At 56.0% G+C, this 17,636-nt stretch carries 22 protein-coding genes; 3 read left to right on the forward strand and 19 right to left on the reverse strand.

The window, feature by feature from the left end; translation table 11 throughout:
• The 9 genes from IPZ49_RS14330 to fkpA all read right to left on the reverse strand — a co-directional run.
• Positions 1 to 164: GTP-binding protein (locus tag IPZ49_RS14330; protein ID WP_001445782.1), on the reverse strand; the 164-nt coding region annotated here is incomplete at its 3' end.
• 69 nt (positions 165 to 233) lie between these two features.
• A complete protein-coding gene (gene fusA, locus IPZ49_RS14335; protein WP_022649591.1) occupies positions 234 to 2,348 on the reverse strand; it encodes an elongation factor G in 2,115 nt (704 codons plus the stop codon).
• A 96-nt stretch (positions 2,349 to 2,444) separates the two neighbouring features.
• Complete coding sequence (gene rpsG / locus IPZ49_RS14340; protein WP_003861706.1) at positions 2,445 to 2,915, reverse strand: 30S ribosomal protein S7; 471 nt, start codon at positions 2,913 to 2,915, stop codon at positions 2,445 to 2,447.
• A 96-nt stretch (positions 2,916 to 3,011) separates the two neighbouring features.
• Positions 3,012 to 3,386, reverse strand: coding sequence for a 30S ribosomal protein S12 (rpsL, locus tag IPZ49_RS14345; protein ID WP_000246815.1), 375 nt, complete (start codon positions 3,384 to 3,386; stop codon positions 3,012 to 3,014).
• 124 nt (positions 3,387 to 3,510) lie between these two features.
• Positions 3,511 to 3,798: a sulfurtransferase complex subunit TusB gene (gene tusB, locus IPZ49_RS14350; protein ID WP_022649592.1), complete on the reverse strand. Its 288-nt coding sequence runs from the start codon at positions 3,796 to 3,798 to the stop codon at positions 3,511 to 3,513.
• A gap of 7 nt (positions 3,799 to 3,805) precedes the next feature.
• Positions 3,806 to 4,165, reverse strand: a complete 360-nt coding sequence (gene tusC, locus IPZ49_RS14355) for a sulfurtransferase complex subunit TusC (protein WP_023298759.1) — start codon at positions 4,163 to 4,165, stop codon at positions 3,806 to 3,808.
• Entirely contained in the window at positions 4,165 to 4,551 is a 387-nt protein-coding gene (gene tusD / locus IPZ49_RS14360; RefSeq protein ID WP_003861699.1) for a sulfurtransferase complex subunit TusD, read from the reverse strand. Before tusD ends, tusC begins: the two co-directional genes overlap by 1 nt.
• On the reverse strand, positions 4,551 to 5,273 hold the full coding sequence (locus tag IPZ49_RS14365) for a transcriptional regulator (protein WP_003861697.1): 723 nt from the start codon (positions 5,271 to 5,273) through the stop codon (positions 4,551 to 4,553). Before IPZ49_RS14365 ends, tusD begins: the two co-directional genes overlap by 1 nt.
• Positions 5,274 to 5,440: 167 nt before the next feature.
• Positions 5,441 to 6,259, reverse strand: coding sequence for an FKBP-type peptidyl-prolyl cis-trans isomerase (gene fkpA / locus IPZ49_RS14370; RefSeq protein WP_003861695.1), 819 nt, complete (start codon positions 6,257 to 6,259; stop codon positions 5,441 to 5,443).
• Between the two features lie 238 nt (positions 6,260 to 6,497).
• Between fkpA and IPZ49_RS14375 the strand changes: the two genes are divergently transcribed.
• Positions 6,498 to 6,716, forward strand: a complete 219-nt coding sequence (locus IPZ49_RS14375) for a protein SlyX (RefSeq protein ID WP_023298761.1) — start codon at positions 6,498 to 6,500, stop codon at positions 6,714 to 6,716.
• A 51-nt stretch (positions 6,717 to 6,767) separates the two neighbouring features.
• Here IPZ49_RS14375 and slyD read toward each other — a convergent pair whose 3' ends face one another.
• The 4 genes from slyD to kefG form a co-directional block, all read right to left on the reverse strand.
• Positions 6,768 to 7,358 (reverse strand): peptidylprolyl isomerase, encoded by a 591-nt coding sequence (gene slyD, locus IPZ49_RS14380; RefSeq protein ID WP_003861691.1) that lies wholly within the window; start codon positions 7,356 to 7,358, stop codon positions 6,768 to 6,770.
• 94 nt (positions 7,359 to 7,452) lie between these two features.
• The gene (locus IPZ49_RS14385) at positions 7,453 to 7,653 is read right to left on the reverse strand and encodes a YheV family putative zinc ribbon protein (RefSeq protein WP_022649597.1); all 201 of its coding nucleotides are present in this window, start codon (positions 7,651 to 7,653) and stop codon (positions 7,453 to 7,455) included.
• A gap of 13 nt (positions 7,654 to 7,666) precedes the next feature.
• Entirely contained in the window at positions 7,667 to 9,472 is a 1,806-nt protein-coding gene (gene kefB, locus IPZ49_RS14390; RefSeq protein WP_032626769.1) for a glutathione-regulated potassium-efflux system protein KefB, read from the reverse strand.
• On the reverse strand, positions 9,472 to 10,023 hold the full coding sequence (gene kefG, locus IPZ49_RS14395) for a glutathione-regulated potassium-efflux system ancillary protein KefG (protein WP_003861686.1): 552 nt from the start codon (positions 10,021 to 10,023) through the stop codon (positions 9,472 to 9,474). Before kefG ends, kefB begins: the two co-directional genes overlap by 1 nt.
• A gap of 132 nt (positions 10,024 to 10,155) precedes the next feature.
• Here kefG and IPZ49_RS14400 point away from each other — a divergent pair, with 132 nt between their 5' ends.
• Entirely contained in the window at positions 10,156 to 12,060 is a 1,905-nt protein-coding gene (locus tag IPZ49_RS14400) for an ABC transporter ATP-binding protein (protein WP_023298762.1), read from the forward strand.
• Positions 12,061 to 12,075: 15 nt separating this feature from the next.
• The gene (locus tag IPZ49_RS14405; RefSeq protein WP_022649599.1) at positions 12,076 to 13,008 is read left to right on the forward strand and encodes a LysR substrate-binding domain-containing protein; all 933 of its coding nucleotides are present in this window, start codon (positions 12,076 to 12,078) and stop codon (positions 13,006 to 13,008) included.
• A gap of 102 nt (positions 13,009 to 13,110) precedes the next feature.
• On the opposite strand, the gene mdcH is transcribed toward IPZ49_RS14405, so the two are convergent.
• The 6 genes from mdcH to mdcC all read right to left on the reverse strand — a co-directional run bounded on the left by mdcH (position 13,111) and on the right by mdcC (position 17,635).
• On the reverse strand, positions 13,111 to 14,007 hold the full coding sequence (gene mdcH, locus IPZ49_RS14410; RefSeq protein WP_022649600.1) for a malonate decarboxylase subunit epsilon: 897 nt from the start codon (positions 14,005 to 14,007) through the stop codon (positions 13,111 to 13,113).
• The gene (locus tag IPZ49_RS14415; RefSeq protein WP_048966615.1) at positions 14,007 to 14,624 is read right to left on the reverse strand and encodes a malonate decarboxylase holo-ACP synthase; all 618 of its coding nucleotides are present in this window, start codon (positions 14,622 to 14,624) and stop codon (positions 14,007 to 14,009) included. The genes mdcH and IPZ49_RS14415 overlap by 1 nt, the downstream gene beginning before the upstream one ends.
• Before the next feature lie 2 nt (positions 14,625 to 14,626).
• Positions 14,627 to 15,586 carry an AEC family transporter gene (locus IPZ49_RS14420; RefSeq protein WP_063146985.1) on the reverse strand — a complete coding sequence of 320 codons (960 nt, stop codon included), beginning with the start codon at positions 15,584 to 15,586 and terminating at the stop codon, positions 14,627 to 14,629.
• Between the two features lie 123 nt (positions 15,587 to 15,709).
• Positions 15,710 to 16,510: a biotin-independent malonate decarboxylase subunit gamma gene (gene mdcE / locus IPZ49_RS14425; RefSeq protein WP_003861675.1), complete on the reverse strand. Its 801-nt coding sequence runs from the start codon at positions 16,508 to 16,510 to the stop codon at positions 15,710 to 15,712.
• The gene (locus IPZ49_RS14430) at positions 16,510 to 17,343 is read right to left on the reverse strand and encodes a biotin-independent malonate decarboxylase subunit beta (RefSeq protein ID WP_003861672.1); all 834 of its coding nucleotides are present in this window, start codon (positions 17,341 to 17,343) and stop codon (positions 16,510 to 16,512) included. Before IPZ49_RS14430 ends, mdcE begins: the two co-directional genes overlap by 1 nt.
• Positions 17,336 to 17,635 carry a malonate decarboxylase acyl carrier protein gene (gene mdcC / locus IPZ49_RS14435; RefSeq protein WP_000411786.1) on the reverse strand — a complete coding sequence of 100 codons (300 nt, stop codon included), beginning with the start codon at positions 17,633 to 17,635 and terminating at the stop codon, positions 17,336 to 17,338. Before mdcC ends, IPZ49_RS14430 begins: the two co-directional genes overlap by 8 nt.
• Position 17,636 lies beyond the last annotated feature (1 nt).

The following is a 17,636-nucleotide window of genomic DNA, read 5'->3' on the forward strand; positions in this document are numbered from 1 at the left end:
TCTGGTGCGTTATCGATCTGGTCGAAAGCACGAGCAGCACCGCCGTAGGTTTTAGCCAGTACGGTAGTGATTGCAGCAGTCAGGGTAGTTTTACCATGGTCAACGTGGCCGATAGTACCAACGTTGACGTGCGGTTTTGTACGTTCAAATTTTTCTTTAGACACGGCTATATTCCTTACTATAGTGCTCTCCCCTTCGGAGAGAGCACGGGACTTAGGTTTTAATCCTGTGGATTACTTACCACGGGCTTCGATAACGGCCTGAGCAACGTTGTTCGGCGCATCATCATACTTCAGGAATTCCATAGTGTATGATGCACGACCTTTGGTCAGAGAACGCAGCTGAGTTGCATATCCGAACATTTCAGACAGCGGAACTTCAGCGTGGATCTTAACGCCAGTTACTTCGGATTCCTGACCACGCAGCATACCGCGACGACGGCTCAAGTCACCGATAACGTCACCGGTGTTCTCTTCCGGAGTTTCTACTTCAACCTTCATGATTGGCTCAAGCAGAACTGGTTTTGCTTTCTTAAAGCCTTCTTTAAAGGCAATAGACGCAGCCAGTTTAAACGCCAGTTCAGAGGAGTCAACGTCGTGGTAAGAACCGAAGTGCAGACGAACACCCATGTCTACAACCGGGTAACCAGCCAGAGGACCAGCTTTCAGCTGCTCCTGGATACCTTTATCAACGGCAGGGATGTATTCGCCAGGAATTACACCACCTTTGATGTCGTTGATGAACTCGTAACCTTTAGGGTTAGAGCCCGGCTCCAGTGGGTACATGTCGATCACAACGTGACCGTACTGACCGCGACCACCAGACTGCTTAGCGTGTTTACCTTCAACATCGGTAACTTTCGCGCGAATCGCTTCGCGGTAAGCAACCTGAGGTTTACCCACGTTCGCTTCAACGTTGAATTCACGCTTCATACGGTCAACGATGATGTCCAGGTGCAGTTCACCCATACCAGCGATGATGGTCTGGTTAGATTCTTCATCAGTCCATACGCGGAATGATGGGTCTTCTTTCGCCAGACGGCCCAGAGCCAGACCCATTTTTTCCTGGTCAGCTTTGGTTTTTGGTTCAACCGCGATGGAGATTACCGGCTCAGGGAATTCCATACGCTCCAGAATGATCGGGTGATCCGGGTCACACAGGGTGTCACCAGTAGTCACGTCTTTCAGACCGATAGCAGCAGCGATGTCGCCCGCACGAACTTCTTTGATCTCTTCACGTTTGTTAGCGTGCATCTGTACGATACGGCCAAAACGTTCACGCGCCGATTTCACGGAGTTCAGGATGGTGTCACCGGAGTTAACCACACCAGAGTAAACGCGGAAGAAGGTCAGGTTACCCACGAATGGGTCGGTAGCAATTTTGAACGCCAGCGCAGAGAACGGCTCGTCATCACTTGCGTGACGCTCAGCCGGAGTATCTTTACCGTCGTCCAGGATGCCGTTGATCGCAGGAACGTCAACCGGGGATGGCAGGTAGTCAACTACCGCATCCAGCATTGCCTGAACACCTTTGTTCTTGAACGCAGAACCACAGGTTACCAGGATGATTTCGTTGTTCAGAACACGCTGACGCAGAGCAGATTTGATCTCTTGCTCAGTCAGTTCTTCACCACCCAGGTATTTCTCCATCAGCTCTTCAGAAGCTTCTGCTGCGGATTCGATCAGGTTCTGGTGCCATTCGTCAGCCAGGTCCTGCATCTCTGCCGGGATATCTTCGTATTCGAAGGTAACGCCCGCATCTGCTTCGTTCCAGTTGATGGCTTTCATTTTCACCAGGTCGATAACACCGGTGAAGCCTTCTTCAGCACCAATTGCCAACTGAAGCGGAACAGGGTTCGCGCCCAGACGGGTTTTGATCTGGCCAACAACTTTCAGGAAGTTAGCACCCATACGGTCCATTTTGTTAACGAACGCGATGCGTGGAACTTTATATTTGTTAGCCTGACGCCATACGGTTTCAGACTGAGGCTGAACACCACCAACTGCGCAATAAACCATTACCGCGCCGTCAAGAACACGCATGGAACGTTCTACTTCGATGGTGAAGTCAACGTGCCCTGGGGTGTCGATGATGTTTACGCGATGCGGTTCGTACTGCTTAGCCATACCTGACCAGAAAGCAGTAGTCGCTGCGGAGGTGATAGTAATACCACGCTCCTGCTCCTGTTCCATCCAGTCCATGGTGGCTGCGCCGTCATGAACTTCACCGATTTTATGGTTTACACCGGTGTAGAACAGAATACGTTCGGTAGTAGTGGTTTTACCGGCGTCGATGTGCGCACTGATACCGATGTTACGGTAGCGTGCGATGGGTGTTGTACGAGCCATTTGATTCCTCGTTTATATCTTTAGGCGTTCAGTTAAGTTAGCCAGAGCGGGCGGCTTCTCTGAAGCGCCCGCCTGGTGACTACGACTCCGAAGGGATTACCAACGGTAGTGTGCGAACGCCTTGTTGGCTTCTGCCATACGGTGAACGTCTTCACGTTTCTTAACTGCAGTACCTTTGTTTTCTGCAGCATCAGAAAGTTCGTTCGCCAGACGCAGAGCCATGGATTTATCACCGCGTTTACGAGCAGCTTCAACGATCCAACGCATTGCCAGAGCATTACGACGAACCGGACGAACTTCAACTGGAACCTGATAAGTAGAACCACCAACGCGGCGAGACTTAACTTCTACAGTCGGGCGCACGTTGTCGAGAGCGACTTCGAAAGCTTCCAGTTCATTTTTACCAGAACGCTGAGCCAGGGTCTCCAGCGCGCTGTATACGATTGCTTCTGCAGTAGATTTTTTACCATCTACCATCAGGATATTTACAAATTTTGCCAGCAGTTCTGATCCGAATTTCGGATCTGGAAGAATTTTACGCTGACCAATGACGCGACGACGTGGCATGGGATTACTCCGTTGTTAATTCAGGATTGTCCAAAACTCTACGAGTTTAGTTTGACATTAAGATAAATCAGTTTGGCCTTACTTAACGGAGAACCATTAAGCCTTAGGACGCTTCACGCCGTACTTGGAGCGAGCCTGCTTACGGTCTTTAACACCTGAGCAGTCCAGCGCACCACGAACGGTGTGGTAACGAACACCCGGAAGGTCTTTAACACGACCGCCACGGATCAGGATCACGGAGTGCTCCTGAAGGTTGTGACCTTCACCACCGATGTAGGAAGTCACTTCGAAACCGTTAGTCAAACGCACACGGCATACTTTACGCAGTGCGGAGTTTGGTTTTTTAGGAGTGGTGGTATATACACGAGTACATACGCCACGTTTCTGCGGGCAGGCTTCCAGCGCAGGCACGTTGCTTTTTGCAACTTTGCGTGCACGTGGTTTGCGTACCAGCTGGTTAACTGTTGCCATTAAATAGCTCCTGGTTTTAGCTTTTGCTTCGTAAACACGTAATAAAACGACCTCATACAATATGAGGACGCGAAATTTTAGGGCTACGTCGAAAAGGTGTCAAGAAATATACAGCGATCTCAAATCACCAGTTCATTTGACTGGCGTGCGTCACAGTAAGATTGACGAAATCAGTATAGCCAACCACGTCAATTTTGGCTGAAATTTGACCAGAAAGACCCCGCGCATCCAGATCCTCTTTAAGCGCAGAGACTGTTATGGGGGCATTAGCGAGGATTTCAACAAAACGGCTGCCATCAAGCGCCGCGAGCACGCCATCCTGAATCAGCAGCAGATCATCGCCTTCGCGCAGCATGCTCAGTAACGTGTCGATATCGCATTGCCACGGTGAACGGCTCAGGGTATGGAGCATGATAGCCTCAGAAAGTCAGAACGGTATCGTAGTGAGAAAGTTGTTCGCGCAGCGCAGAAGATGTCAGGATCGTCACGTCCAGCACGAACGGTATTTTCTCATTTAACCCACGAGCGGCCAGCGAGTCGGCGCACACATAGAAGGTTTCAATGTCATAGAGCGGCAGAACTTTAAAGGTCGCAATGTAGTCGCGCGCAAGAATAGCCTGCGGTTGTTGGCCTGCCAGAAGCTGGAATACGCCATCGCCTAAAAAGAAGACGCCAATATCTTCGGTTAAAGCCGAGGTCGCCAGCAATGCATCCAGCCCTTCCCGGCCTGAAGCGCTGCCATGCGGGGCAGAAGTAAAAACAAACGCTACGCGCTTCATCAAAATTGCACCACTCTGTCGCAGGTCAACGCCGCCTGTGCTAATGCGCCTAATCCGCTGAGCGAAAAGCCCGGTTGCAGGTTAGCCCCCGCCAGACCAAGGCGTTCGGCTTCAGTCGCATCCGTCACGCCGCGACGCAGTGCCGCCGCGACGCAGATATGCAGGTCGACGCCCTGCGTTTCGTTTAATTTTTGCCAGGCGCGCACAAGGTCAAACTCATCGCTCGCCGGGGACGTAAACTGGTTCGCGTTATAGACCCCTTCACGATAGAAGAAGACGCTTGCCAGTTCATGACCGGCATCAAGCAGCGCATGGGCAAACTGTAGCGCGCTGCTGGCCTGCTGGGTACCGTACGCCGGGCCCGTCACCATTAACGCAAAACGCATTACTTGTCTTGCCCCAGGAAGTCGCCGCTTTTGAACTGGCGAATATAGAGGTAAACCGTGTGTTTGGAGATATTCAGGCGATCGGCCACCTGGTTGATGGCATCTTTGATATCAAAAATCCCTTTCTCATAGAGGTTCAGGACGATCTGACGATTCTTGGCGTTGTTGGATACGTTGCGATCGGCATTCACCTCTTCAATGGTGAACTCCAGCGTCTGTGTCACGAGATCCTCAACAGAAGAGGCAAAGTTCACCGATGAGCCCACGTCCGGCGTTTCTGGCGGAATGAAAGTGCTCATGATTTGCGAGAATGGCACATCAAGGTTCATGTTGATGCACAGCAGACCGATCACCCGGTGTTCGCGGTTTCGAATCGCGATCGTTTCTGATTTCATCAGCACGCCGCTTTTGGCGCGGGTGAAATAGCATTTTGAGACGCTGCTGTCCGCGCCGGTCATGTCATGCAACATACGCAATGCAAGGTCGGTGATTGGCGAACCAATTTTACGGCCAGTGTGCTCACCATTCGCAATGCGGATAGCGGAACACTTAAGATCTTGCAGGGAATGCAATACGATTTCGCAGTGGGAACCAATGAGCATCGCTAACCCGTCCACTACCGCTTCGTAGGATTTCAGAATATCGAAGTCGGTCTGGTCAAATGGACGTTGATCCAGCAAATCAAGTTCACTGGTTTCGTTGGTTAAAAGCGACCTGGACATGAAAAAAACACTCCTTTTCAGGAGCCTGTCGTTAGGTTTTCAGGGCAGGCTCATTATCTACACGGACAACTAAATTAATACAGCGTGTATAACGCTTTCCAGTGTTAATTATATCTGCCCCACAATAAAAAAACCGCCGCCTGTAAAGGCGGCGGTTTTTTTCAGCATTACTTCTTAGCTGCTGCGGCTTTGTCGTCAGCCGGTGCGTCTGTTTTCGCATCCGCTTTCGGCGCCGGTTTGATGTCCAGCAGTTCTACATCAAATACCAGCGTAGAGTTAGCCGGGATACCCGGAACGCCGGTTTTGCCGTAAGCCAGATCCGGTGGGATGACCAGCTTGATTTTACCGCCTTTCTTGATGTTCTTCAGGCCTTCGGTCCAGCCCGGGATCACACCGTCCAGACGGAAGGAGAGAGGCTCACCGCGAGTATAAGAATTATCGAATTCTTTACCGTCGATCAGCGTACCTTTGTAGTTAACTACAACGGTGTCGCTGTCTTTAGGCGCGTCGCCGGTACCTTCTTTCTCAACTTTATAGATCAGGCCAGTAGAAGACGTTTTAACGCCTTTCTCTTTAGCGAACTTATCGCGGTAGGCTTTGCCTTTCGCTTCGTTATCTTTAGCGTCTGCTTCCATCTTGGTCTGAGCGGCGCCTTTCACGCGCGCTTCAAACGCTTGCAGAGTCTGCTCGATTTCCTGGTCAGACAGTTTGCTCTTGTCTGCGAACGCATCCTGAACCCCTGCGATCAGCTGGTTTTTGTCCAGTTTGATGCCCAGTTTCTCTTGTTCTTTCAGAGAGTTTTCCATGTAACGGCCCAGAGACGCGCCAAGTGCGTAGGCGGATTTCTGGTCGTCATTCTTGAATGCCGCTTTGCTGTCTGTAGTCGCAGCAGGCTTCGCAGCAGTATCAGCAGCGAAAGACAGCGGCGCATTGAGCGCTACAGCCATAGTGGTCGCCAGCAGCGTAACTTTAAACAGTGATTTCATCCATATCTCCAGGACCTGAGGTCTCTCACCCCAGTGTTAAACGTAAATGAGTGACGTACTATAAAACGTTGTGGAAGAAATCTACAGACAGACTCCCCCGAATGTCGCTTCTTTTCAGACTATTTTTGTTTAAATAAGTTTCTTGTCAGGGAGATGGATACTGTACTTAAGGAAAAAGTCAGATAAACTTCGCCGCCGCTGGTCCATTATGGCGCATGAGAGATAAACGAGGTGAATGATGAAGGATACAACGATCGAAGCGAGACTGGCTGAGCTGGAAAGCCGCCTGGCTTTTCAGGACATCACCATCGAAGAACTGAACCAGACCGTGACGGCTCATGAGCTTGAAATGGCAAAAATGCGCGATTTGATGCGACTTCTCACTGAAAAAGTGAAGGCAACGCAGTCGTCGCACATCGCCTCTCAGGCTGAAGAGACGCCACCACCTCATTATTGAGGCGTAAAAAAAGCGGGATTATCCCGCTTTTTTATTTTCCGCAGTACGGAATCAGTGGCAGCCGCAGCCGCCGTTACCGCAACCACCTTTACCGTGGCCGTGGTCATGACCATGATCGTGGCCGTGACCACCGCAGCAGCCGTCGTGGCCGTGATCGTGGTCATGGTCGTGACCGTGCGCACCATGAACGTGGCCATGAGCCAGCTCTTCTTCGGTCGCTTCACGGATAGCAACAACTTCTACGTTGAACTTCAGGTTCTGACCAGCCAGCATGTGGTTGCCGTCAACCACAACGTGGTCGTCTTCAACTTCTGTGATTTCAACCGGAACCGGACCCTGGTCAGTTTCAGCCAGGAAGCGCATGCCAACCTGCAACTCGTCAACGCCCATGAACACGTCTTTAGGAACGCGCTGAACCAGGTTGTCATCATACTGACCGTAAGCGTCGTTCGCGCCGACAGCAACGTCGAATTTGTCGCCAACTTCATGACCTTCCAGCGCCGTTTCCAGGCCGGAAATCAGGGAACCGTGACCATGCAGGTAGTCCAGCGGCGCACTCACCGGAGACTCATCAACCAACACACCGTCTTCTGTACGTACCTGATAGGCCAGGCTGACCACCAGGTCTTTTGCTACTTTCATGATATCTCCTGAGCGTGGGAAAATTGCTGGCGCAGATTGTAGCGGAATTCTGCACCCGTGTACCCTTAAGCTTAAAAAAACTCAGAGCATATCGCTAGTCTGGATGAAAAATGCCGATCACTTGCTCTTCTTTGCGAACGTGATCGCGGGCTTCTTTGTCGGCCTCACGCATCTGGTGACCGCACTTAACACATTCAACAATATCGATATTATTCTCCCGCCACATGGCCAGCGTATCTTGCGCCTGGCAAGACGGGCATTTTGCGCCCGCGATAAAGCGTTTACGTAAAGCCATCTTTCGTTACCCTTTATTCAAATTCATCCCAGCCGTCGAGCTGGCGTCGTTCCTGTTGCATCTCACGCTGGAAGATCTCCTCCAGTTCGCGACGCGCTTCCCGCACGCGGGAGATCTGCGCCGTGTCGCTGTGCACAGGCATCAGTTCACGCAGCATTCGCATATCCAGCCGGCGGAAATGCATCTGGGCGCGTTGCGCCTGGTGAGGATGCATACCCAGCGAAACCAGCGCCTTGCGCCCCAGCTCCAGCGCGCTGGAGAAGGTTTCGCGGGAGAAGTGTTTCACACCCGCCTGCAAAAGTTCGTGAGCCTCAACACGTCCGCGCGCACGCGCCAGAATATGCAGATGCGGGAAATGCTGCTGGCACAGCTCCACCAGCTTCATTGTGTCTTCCGGATCGTTACAGGTGATGACGATGGACTCCGCAGCCTCTGCGCCCGCCGAGCGCAACAGCTCAAGCTGCGTCGCATCCCCGTAGTACACCTTATAACCATATTTGCGCATCAGGTTGACTGCGCTGATATCGCGCTCCAGCACCGTAATGCGCATTTTATTTGCCATCAACAGGCGACCAATCACCTGTCCGAAGCGGCCAAAGCCCACGACGATCACCTGCGGTTTATCATCTTCCACCCACGGCGCTTCGTCTTCATCGTCTGCGGGATTAAGACGGCGCGACAGCAGTTTGTCCACCAGCTTCATCAGCAGCGGCGTGGTCATCATCGACAGCGTGACCGTCACCAGCAGCAGCGCCATCTGGTCATCTTTAAACAGCTTCTGTGACGACGCAGTGGAAAACAGCACAAACGCAAACTCTCCGCCCTGACTTAACACGCTGGAAAACTGCATCCTTTCCGAGCTGCGCAGCCCGTAAATCCTCGCGAGGAGATACAGCACCAGCGTTTTGACCGCCACCAGCACGGCGACACTCGCAATAACCCACAGCAGATGGGTATAGAGCACGCCAAGATTAAGCGCCATACCCACCGAGATAAAGAACAGCCCTAACAGCAGCCCCTTAAACGGATCGATGGCGGTCTCCAGCTCGTGGCGGTACTCGCTTTCCGCAAGCAGCACCCCGGCGATAAACGTCCCGAGCGCCATCGACAGCCCCAGCGCATCCATAAACAGCGCTGAACCAAGCACCAGCAGCAGCGTTGCGGCGGTGAAGACCTCGCGTACGCCGGATGCCGCAATAAACCGGAACACTGGACGCAGTAAAAACCGTCCGCCGATCAGCATCCCCGCGAAGGCCAGCACCTTCATGGAGATCTTCATCCAGTCGAAATGATCGTCTCCGGAGCCTGCCAGCAGCGGCACCAGCGCCAGCGCCGGGATCACCGCTAAATCCTGGAACAGCAGCACCGAAAAGCCCAGTTGCCCCGCCTCGTTGCGGTTCATCCCTTTGTCGCGCATCAGCTGAAGCGCCATCGCCGTCGACGACATTGCAAGACCGATCCCGCCAATCACCGCGGCCTGCCAGGAAAACTGCGTCAGCATCAGCAGGCCCGCCAGAATGGCGGCGCTGAGCAACACCTGCGCCGCCCCGACGCCAAAAATAGATTGCCGCAGTTGCCACAGCTTGGACGGATTAAGCTCAAGCCCGATGATGAACATCAGGAACACCACGCCCAGCTCGGAGAAGTGGAGAATTTCATCCACATCGCTGATAAACCCAAGCCCCCAGGGACCAATGGCTATCCCCGCCAGCAAATAGCCCAGCACCGCGCCAATGCCGAGACGCGCGGCAAGGGGGACCGCGACGACGGCGGCAAACAAAAACAGCACCCCGGCGAGGAGTAAATTCGAACCGTTCATTAGCGTCCTCCCGCCGGAATCGGTGACGCCAGCCATTCGCCATAGGCCCTGGCATGGCTCGCCAGCGCTTTCGGATCCTGCCGCCGTGCCCAGTAGATAATAATCGGGCTCATCCAGTGCATACGGCACATCGCCGCCGTCAGCTCAAACGGCCGCAGAATGTCGCTCATGGGGTAACGGTTCAGCCCGTCGTGACGGTAAGCGCTTTCCGGCTCACCGGTGGTGATGACACTCCGCCAGTACTTTCCCGCCAGTTGGTTGCCCCCCACCCCGCTGGAAAAGCCCCGGCTCAGCACGCGGTCCAGCCACTCTTTCAGCAGCGCCGGACAGCTATAGGTATAAAGCGGATGCTGGAACACAATCACGTCGTGCTGACGCAGCAGTTCCTGCTCGTAAGGAATATCAATAAAGAAATCGGGATAGTGCGCGTAGAGATCGTGCACCGTTACGTTACTGAGCTGTGTGGCCGGCTTAAGCAGCACCCGGTTTGCCACCGAGTCCTGTGATTCCGGATGGGCATACAGCAGCAGCACTTTCGCTGTCTGAGACATCACTCCCCTCCCGGTTCTGTTTTTGTGTATTGTTGTCGTTTTGGGCTACCATGGCGGCCCGGTGGGGAAATTGGCCCACACCTTACATTATCATAATGACAAATTAACATAGTCGGAACATACGGCGCTTCTATGATTGTTTTCTCCTCGTTACAAATTCGTCGCGGCGTGCGCGTCCTGCTGGATAACGCGACTGCTACCATCAACCCGGGCCAGAAAGTGGGGCTGGTCGGCAAAAACGGCTGCGGTAAATCCACCCTGCTGGCACTGCTGAAAAACGAGATAAGCGCGGATGGCGGGAACTTTACCTTCCCAGGCAACTGGCAGCTCGCCTGGGTAAACCAGGAGACCCCCGCGCTGAGCGAACCGGCGCTCGACTATGTTATCGACGGCGACCGTGAATACCGCAAGCTCGAAGCGGAGCTCAACGCCGCCAACGAGCGCAACGACGGCCACGCCATCGCCACCGTCCACGGCAAGCTGGACGCCATCGACGCCTGGACCATTCGCTCCCGCGCCTCCAGCCTGCTGCACGGCCTGGGCTTCAGCAACGAACAGCTTGAACGCCCGGTGAGCGATTTCTCGGGTGGCTGGCGTATGCGCCTTAACCTGGCGCAGGCGCTGATCTGCCGCTCTGACCTCCTGCTGCTCGATGAACCGACCAACCACCTCGATCTCGATGCGGTTATTTGGCTGGAGAAGTGGCTCAAGAGCTATCAGGGCACTCTGATTCTGATCTCCCACGACCGCGACTTCCTCGACCCGGTGGTGGATAAAATCATTCATATCGAACAGCAAAGCCTGTTCGAGTACACCGGCAACTACAGCTCTTTCGAGCGCCAGCGCGCGACGCGCCTCGCCCAGCAGCAGGCGATGTATGAAAGCCAGCAGCAGCGCGTGGCGCACCTGCAAAGCTTTGTGGATCGCTTCAAGGCCAAGGCGTCAAAAGCCAAGCAGGCGCAGAGCCGCGTCAAAATGCTGGAACGCATGGAGATGATCGCCCCCGCGCACGTGGATAACCCGTTCCACTTCAGCTTCCGCGAGCCGGAGAGCCTGCCGAACCCGCTGCTGAAGATGGAAAAAGTGAGCGCGGGCTATGGCGATCGCATTATTCTCGACTCTATCAAGCTCAACCTGGTGCCGGGTTCACGCATCGGTCTGCTGGGGCGTAACGGCGCCGGTAAATCGACGCTGATCAAGCTGCTGGCGGGCGAGCTTAACCCGGTCAGCGGCGAAATCGGGCTGGCGAAGGGCATCAAGCTTGGCTACTTCGCTCAGCATCAGCTGGAATTTTTACGCGCCGATGAATCGCCGATCCAGCACCTGGCGCGCCTGGCGCCGCAGGAGATGGAGCAGAAGCTGCGCGACTACCTCGGCGGCTTTGGCTTCCAGGGCGATAAGGTGACTGAAAATACAGCGCGTTTCTCCGGCGGCGAAAAAGCGCGTCTGGTGCTGGCGCTGATCGTCTGGCAGCGTCCAAACCTGCTGCTGCTCGATGAACCGACCAACCACCTCGATCTCGACATGCGTCAGGCGCTGACCGAAGCGCTGATCGAGTTCGAAGGGGCGCTGGTTGTCGTTTCGCACGATCGCCACCTGATCCGCTCCACCACCGACGATCTCTATCTGGTTCACGGCGGCAAAGTGGAACCGTTCGACGGCGACCTGGAAGATTACCAGCAGTGGCTGACGGACGTGCAGAAGCAGGAAAACCAGCCGGAAGAGTCAGCGAAAGACAACGCCAACAGCGCCCAGGCGCGTAAAGACCAGAAGCGCCGTGAAGCGGAACTGCGCACCCAGACTCAGCCGCTGCGTAAAGAGATTACCCGTCTCGAAAAAGAGATGGAAAAGCTTAACGCCACGCTTGCCGCCGTCGAAGAGAAGCTGGGCGACAGCGAACTGTACGATCAGAGCCGCAAAGCGGAGCTGACGGACTGTCTGCAAACGCAGGCGAAAACCAAATCCAGTCTCGAAGAGTGCGAAATGGCATGGCTGGACGCGCAGGAACAGCTGGAAGCGATGCTGCAAGCCGACTAACACGCCGGGAGGGTTATGGGCTTCGATACCACGAGCGAGATTACATTCCGTAAGCTCAGCATCTTCATGACGTTCATGGACAAGGGCAATATCGCACGTACCGCCGAAACGCTCGGCCTGAGCGGTGTCAGCGTGCACCGCGCGCTGCATACCCTCGAAGAGAACGTCCGCTGCCCGCTCTTTGCTCACAAAGGGCGTAACCTGATTGCCCTCCCCTCCGCATGGACGCTGCTGGAGTATTGTCAGGAGGTGATGCAGGTGATGGAGCGCGGGCTGGAAGAGTCGCGCAAGATTGCCGGTATCGGCCAGGGACGGTTGCGCGTCGGTACGCTTTACTCGCTGACGCTGGAAACCGTGCCGCGCCTGATAATGGGCATGAAGCTGCGCCGTCCGGATCTGGAGATGGATCTGACGATGGGCTCGAACGAAACCCTGCTCCATATGCTGGATGAGGGGTCGCTGGATGCGATTTTAATCTCTATCTCCGAGAGCGATATCGACCGTAACAGCCTCGAAGTGCTGCCCCTGTTCCATGACGATATTTTCCTTGCCGCACCGGCCTCTGCCACGCTGAATACCAGCGGTCCCGCCGATCTGCGTGACTATAAAGATCAGAAGTTTGTCGCCCTCGCGGAAGGGTTCGCCACTTACGCCGGGTTTCAGGAAGCGTTTCATATTGCCGGTTTCGAGCCGGAGATTGTGACGCGGGTAAACGATATTTTCTCGATGCTGAGCCTGGTACAGGCGGGGGTCGGGTTTACGCTGATGCCGGGCAGGATGAAGAAAGTGTACGAAAATTCGGTGCAGCTACTGAAGCTGGCACAGCCGTACCAGATGCAGCAGCTGATTGCGATCGTCTTTGCCCGCAACCGCGAGCAGGATCCGAGCCTGCGAGCATTGGCCGCGGAAGGGCGGATGTACGCCAGAAGTTTGCAGGACGGAGCCTGAGGCCTTGCCGGGTGGCGACGCGTTGCGTCTTACCCGGCCTACAAAATAATACAACCGAACCCGTAGGCCCGGTAAGGCGCAGCCGCCACCGGGCAAAAAAACTCACGCACGAAGCCGCCCCGCCAGATGCACCGCCACGTCCACCCCGCTGCGCTCCAGCGAAATGGATTCGCCTTCCCACGCCGCCTGCCGCGTCAGGCAGGTTAATATGCCTCCCGGCGGCATCTCAATCGCCAGCCGCGCTTCACGCTCGTTAGCGGAAATCACCGCCTCCTGCCAGCGCACGGTTCGCGCCATGTTCATTGCCAGATCGTCGGCAATTTTCTCCGGCTGCCAGAGCACGCGTCCGGTACTGCCGCTCAGGTACGCGCAGCGGGGACGGGAAAGCGTGACCGATTCAAACGCCGCTGCCAGCTTCTTCGCCGGTTCCGCCAGCAGCGCGCAGTGCGATGGCACGCTCACCGCCAGCCGTTTGGCCTTGCTTGCACCCTTCGCCAGCGCGCGCTCCGCCACCTGCGCCATACCGTCATCGGTTCCGGCAATCACGATCTGCGTTTCGGCGTTCAGGTTAGCGATATAGGTTCCAGTCCCCTGAATCAGGTTTTCCACCTGCGGCAGGGTCAACCCCATAATCGCCGTCAGGCCGTAGCCGTGCGGATACGCCTGCTCCATCAAATCACCGCGCAGCGCCACCAGCTTCAGCGCATCCGTAAAGTCCAGCGAGCCTGCGATAACCGCCGCAGGATAAGCGCCAATGGACAGACCGCTGACAATATCCGGCGACACGCCGCGACGTTCCAGCTCGCGCGCCCAGGCCACGCCGGCAATCAGCAGTGAAAGCTGAACCGCACGGGTGTGGGTTAACGAGGATGCGCTGTCCAAGGTATCGACTTCCGCCCCCAGCACAGCACGGGCCTGCTCCAGCTCCGTTCCCGGCAGGTTTTGCAGCATACCTTCGTGCTGTGTGCCCTGCCCCGGAAAGGTAAACAGTATTTTCATTACTCCTCCCTGTGCCATGGATCCGCTACCAGGCGCGGTCCACATTGCGTTTTTAGCAGCGTTTTGCCGTCGCGTAACCATTCTGCCAGCGCGAATCCGCCCTCGGGCGTGTCCACCTGCGTATCCACCCGGCACAACGCACGGCTGAGCTGAGCCTGCCAGTCAGTAAACGCCTCAGGGGAAACGGTACGCGGGGCGCGGATCAGCAGATCGAGATCGCTATCGGCGTGGATCACCGGAATGCCGGTCGCCAGCGCGTAACCCGTACTGCCGGTTATCCCCCACGTCCACGGCCACGACTGCTGCGCAAGCTGAAGCGCCACCTGAACCGGCGGCTGAGTGACAAACGGCGAACGCAGCAGGTCGGCGGCAACGCTCAACTCTTCGGGCGACACCACGCGCAACACGTTCTCAGGCTTCACCCATCCGGCCGCCCGCTGGTCGCGGCGCAATCCGCGCACGCCAACGGGAATACGGCCTTCATTATCAACATCACGCCGCACCACTACCGGTAGCCCGGTATGCCAGGCCGCATCTACCCAGGATTCGGTAATCCCTTCCAGGGCGTCGCGCGCGGTAAGCCAGATGAGGTCGTGTGGGCGTAATGTTGTGGTCATGATTACATTCCTGAAGTCAGCGAGATAAACAGCGGCAGCGACAGGATACACAGTATGGAGCTCAACAGCAGCACGGCTTCAGCATCCGGCGACTGCACGCCAAAGCGGTTACCGAACACCACGCCAAAGAAGCCCGCAGACAGCGCAATCATCAGGATGGCGGTGATCGCCACGGAGCCGTGCAGACCGAAGATTAAAACGATACCCCAGGCAATCGCTGGCTGGATCAGCAGCTTGGCGATAGTGGAAGTGATCACCATGGTGTTGATCTGAAGCTTACGCGCGGAGAGGATCACCCCGGTCAGGAACAGCGCCGCAGCGGTCGCGGACAGTCCCAGAGGTTTAATCGCCGCCAGTACCAGCTCTGGCATTTTGATGCCGATAGCGGACAGGATCACACCCAGTAGCGGGCCCATCACGATCGGTTTTTTAATGGAGCGCCACATCAGCACCGGCAGCATGGAAAGCGTTGAACCGGAGTTAGTGCCTTCGGCGCGGGCTTTCTCACGCTCCAGAATAAGCAGGCAGAACGGGGTCATCAGCACCGAACCACAGGCGATGGAGACCGCCACGGAGAGTGAAGTAGAAGAACTTTCACCCAGCACGCTGCCCAGAATCGGCAGGCCGAGCGCCGCATAGTTTGGCAGAGCGACGGTCAGCGTCAGTACGGCCGCATCCTGCGGAGATTTTTTAAAGACTTTGGTGGCGAGGAAGTAGATGGCCGCATAGGTGATCCACATCGCCAGGGTGAGAACCAGGATCAGCGGCGACTGCGCCACAATGCCGGTCCACGGGGTTTGCACGGTGGCGCTGAACAGCGCGGCAGGGAGTGCAAAATCCATAACGAAGATATTCAGCAGGGAAACATTTTTGTTATCGACCATCTTTGCTTTACCGGCCCAGAATCCCAGCAGCATGATGACGAAAATCGGTGCAAGAGCATGAACAATTACGTAAGTCATAAATCACCTGTAGTAAAAAAGTTTAAGCACTGGCGCGATGTTTATTATTTTCAGGATGCAGGTTCCCGCGTGGACGCAACGGGCGCGCCCACGGGGTAATGCATCTGGCAGGTCTCTTTTTACTTACCAGCTGGCTCGCATACGTTCACGTACGAGCGCCGAGCTGCGGCGGTTGTCAGCACCCAGACGGTTTTTCAACGTGGTGTCCTGACGAGCGTCGCTGATGGCCTGTTGCAGGGTAGTTTTCACCCGCGTCAGATCGCTTTCGGAAGGGGCATCCGGGTTGCTGATATCCAGCAGGTCGGAGAGCAGCCCCAGCGTGGCGTAGTTGCTGATGTCGTACGCCATTGGCGGAATGGTTGCCGCCAGTTTTTCCAGCGCCTCCACGGTACGCAGCGTAATGCGCGCCGCAGACTCTTTGCCCATGGCATGGATCAGCACGCCTTTATCGTTGAAGGCAATCAGGCGGTTGGCCTGATAGCCGTGCGCCAGAAACGCGCCGGACATGGCCTTACCGACGATAAGACCAATCACCGGATGCCCCGCCAGCCGCGCATTGGCATAGGCGGCAGCGGCGCCGGCCAGCGCCTGGTGGATACCAAACGCCTCTTCGCGACGGCCATAGGCCTGGCTTGGGACATCGATCACCGCCACAATCGGGCGCTTCACGGCTTTATCGGCGTCAGCGGCGACGGTTTCGCTGACCACTTTTGCCAGCGTCCATCCTTCCAGCAGGCCGACTTCCCCTTGCGCCGCGCGCGGGAAGTGGTTGTTGGCGTCCGGCACCACGGCGACAAAACGCACCGTTTCACCGTTTAGCTCGCCGTCTGCGGCCTGCACGGACGGGCATAACCCCTCCAGACGTTTCGCGTTCGGGGCCAGAGTTTCCAGCCAGAGTTCGCCACGGCTAATTGAGTTAGTCATCATTTCACCTCCCGGGCAAAAAGCGCTTTAATCTGTTCGGCATCGGCCTGTTTGCGGGTGTCGAAATTCGTCAGACGGTTCAGGTAATCGTCATAGTTATCGGTGCGATGTTTCGCCGGTACGCCTTTGGCGATGGCTTCGTTCATCGCGGCTTTCACCGCGTTCACGCCGTCGCCCACCAGCGCGTCCACCAGTCCGCTTTCATAGCGCACTTCGCCGCCGGTCATGCTCCAGATAAACGGACGGTCGCGGGAGTCATACTCTTCAATGCCCGCTTCCTGCTCAATAACCTGCGGGCCGTTGAGGCCAAGACGCGCTTCGCGGGTTACAATCAGGTAGCTGCACAGCGCCGCGGCGATAGACATCCCGCCGAAGCAGCCCACGGTCCCGGCGACAATCCCGACAACCGGGGTATAGCGACGCAGGTCAACGATCGCGGCGTGGATATCGGCAATCGCCGCCAGGCCAAGGTTGGCTTCCTGCAAACGTACGCCGCCGGTTTCGAGGCACAGTACCGCCTGAGTCGGAATGCCGTTGCGGTTATCTTCCGCCGCCAGCTCCAGCGCCGCCGCCATTTTGGCACCGGACACTTCGCCCATGCTGCCGCCCTGGAAGGTGCCTTCAATCGCCACCACCACTGCAGGCTGGCCGTTGATGGTCCCTTTCGCGACTACCATGCCGTCATCGGCCTGAGGAACAATCCCCTGTGGCCCAAGCCACGGAGAGATAATGCCTTCAAACGGATCCAGCAGTTCGCGGTAGCTGCCGTCGTCGAGCAGCGCCTGCGCACGCTGGCGCGCTTTTAATTCGATAAAGCTGCTGTCATCACGCATGGTTCACCCCTTCAAAAACCTGTTCGATACGAATGCGTGCCACGCCCGGCGTCGCGCCGAAGTCGTGGATGGTCAGCTTACCTGCGGGCAGGCTGCTGACGGTTTGCAGGCGATTGAACAACGCCTCCCAGCGCCCACGGCTGTTGTCGACGGAGGTGGTGATATCAATGGTTAAGGTCTGGCCCGGTTCGGCGGTGAAAAGCACCTCCATATCCCCGGAACCGACTACCCCTGCCAGCGCCCTGCCGCTTACTTCGCGGCTGGCGGGCACGGTCAATGTGATTTTTTCCATA

The organism is Enterobacter cloacae complex sp. S2 (genome assembly GCF_015159675.1).
Taxonomy (GTDB): domain Bacteria; phylum Pseudomonadota; class Gammaproteobacteria; order Enterobacterales; family Enterobacteriaceae; genus Enterobacter; species Enterobacter intestinihominis.

Coding starts and splice junctions, on each gene's coding strand:
- IPZ49_RS14375 (WP_023298761.1), top strand. CDS start 6,498: ATGAAGGATACAACGATCGAAGCGAGACTGGCTGAGCTGGAAAGCCGC.
- mdcE (WP_003861675.1), bottom strand. CDS start 16,510: ATGACTAACTCAATTAGCCGTGGCGAACTCTGGCTGGAAACTCTGGCC.
- IPZ49_RS14430 (WP_003861672.1), bottom strand. CDS start 17,343: ATGCGTGATGACAGCAGCTTTATCGAATTAAAAGCGCGCCAGCGTGCG.
- slyD (WP_003861691.1), bottom strand. CDS start 7,358: ATGAAAGTAGCAAAAGACCTGGTGGTCAGCCTGGCCTATCAGGTACGT.
- tusB (WP_022649592.1), bottom strand. CDS start 3,798: ATGCTCCATACCCTGAGCCGTTCACCGTGGCAATGCGATATCGACACG.
- fkpA (WP_003861695.1), bottom strand. CDS start 6,259: ATGAAATCACTGTTTAAAGTTACGCTGCTGGCGACCACTATGGCTGTA.
- IPZ49_RS14415 (WP_048966615.1), bottom strand. CDS start 14,624: ATGACCACAACATTACGCCCACACGACCTCATCTGGCTTACCGCGCGC.
- IPZ49_RS14405 (WP_022649599.1), top strand. CDS start 12,076: ATGGGCTTCGATACCACGAGCGAGATTACATTCCGTAAGCTCAGCATC.
- rpsL (WP_000246815.1), bottom strand. CDS start 3,386: ATGGCAACAGTTAACCAGCTGGTACGCAAACCACGTGCACGCAAAGTT.
- kefB (WP_032626769.1), bottom strand. CDS start 9,472: ATGAACGGTTCGAATTTACTCCTCGCCGGGGTGCTGTTTTTGTTTGCC.
- mdcC (WP_000411786.1), bottom strand. CDS start 17,635: ATGGAAAAAATCACATTGACCGTGCCCGCCAGCCGCGAAGTAAGCGGC.
- IPZ49_RS14385 (WP_022649597.1), bottom strand. CDS start 7,653: ATGGCTTTACGTAAACGCTTTATCGCGGGCGCAAAATGCCCGTCTTGC.
- mdcH (WP_022649600.1), bottom strand. CDS start 14,007: ATGAAAATACTGTTTACCTTTCCGGGGCAGGGCACACAGCACGAAGGT.
- IPZ49_RS14365 (WP_003861697.1), bottom strand. CDS start 5,273: ATGTCCAGGTCGCTTTTAACCAACGAAACCAGTGAACTTGATTTGCTG.
- kefG (WP_003861686.1), bottom strand. CDS start 10,023: ATGTCTCAGACAGCGAAAGTGCTGCTGCTGTATGCCCATCCGGAATCA.
- IPZ49_RS14400 (WP_023298762.1), top strand. CDS start 10,156: ATGATTGTTTTCTCCTCGTTACAAATTCGTCGCGGCGTGCGCGTCCTG.
- fusA (WP_022649591.1), bottom strand. CDS start 2,348: ATGGCTCGTACAACACCCATCGCACGCTACCGTAACATCGGTATCAGT.
- tusD (WP_003861699.1), bottom strand. CDS start 4,551: ATGCGTTTTGCGTTAATGGTGACGGGCCCGGCGTACGGTACCCAGCAG.
- tusC (WP_023298759.1), bottom strand. CDS start 4,165: ATGAAGCGCGTAGCGTTTGTTTTTACTTCTGCCCCGCATGGCAGCGCT.
- rpsG (WP_003861706.1), bottom strand. CDS start 2,915: ATGCCACGTCGTCGCGTCATTGGTCAGCGTAAAATTCTTCCAGATCCG.
- IPZ49_RS14420 (WP_063146985.1), bottom strand. CDS start 15,586: ATGACTTACGTAATTGTTCATGCTCTTGCACCGATTTTCGTCATCATG.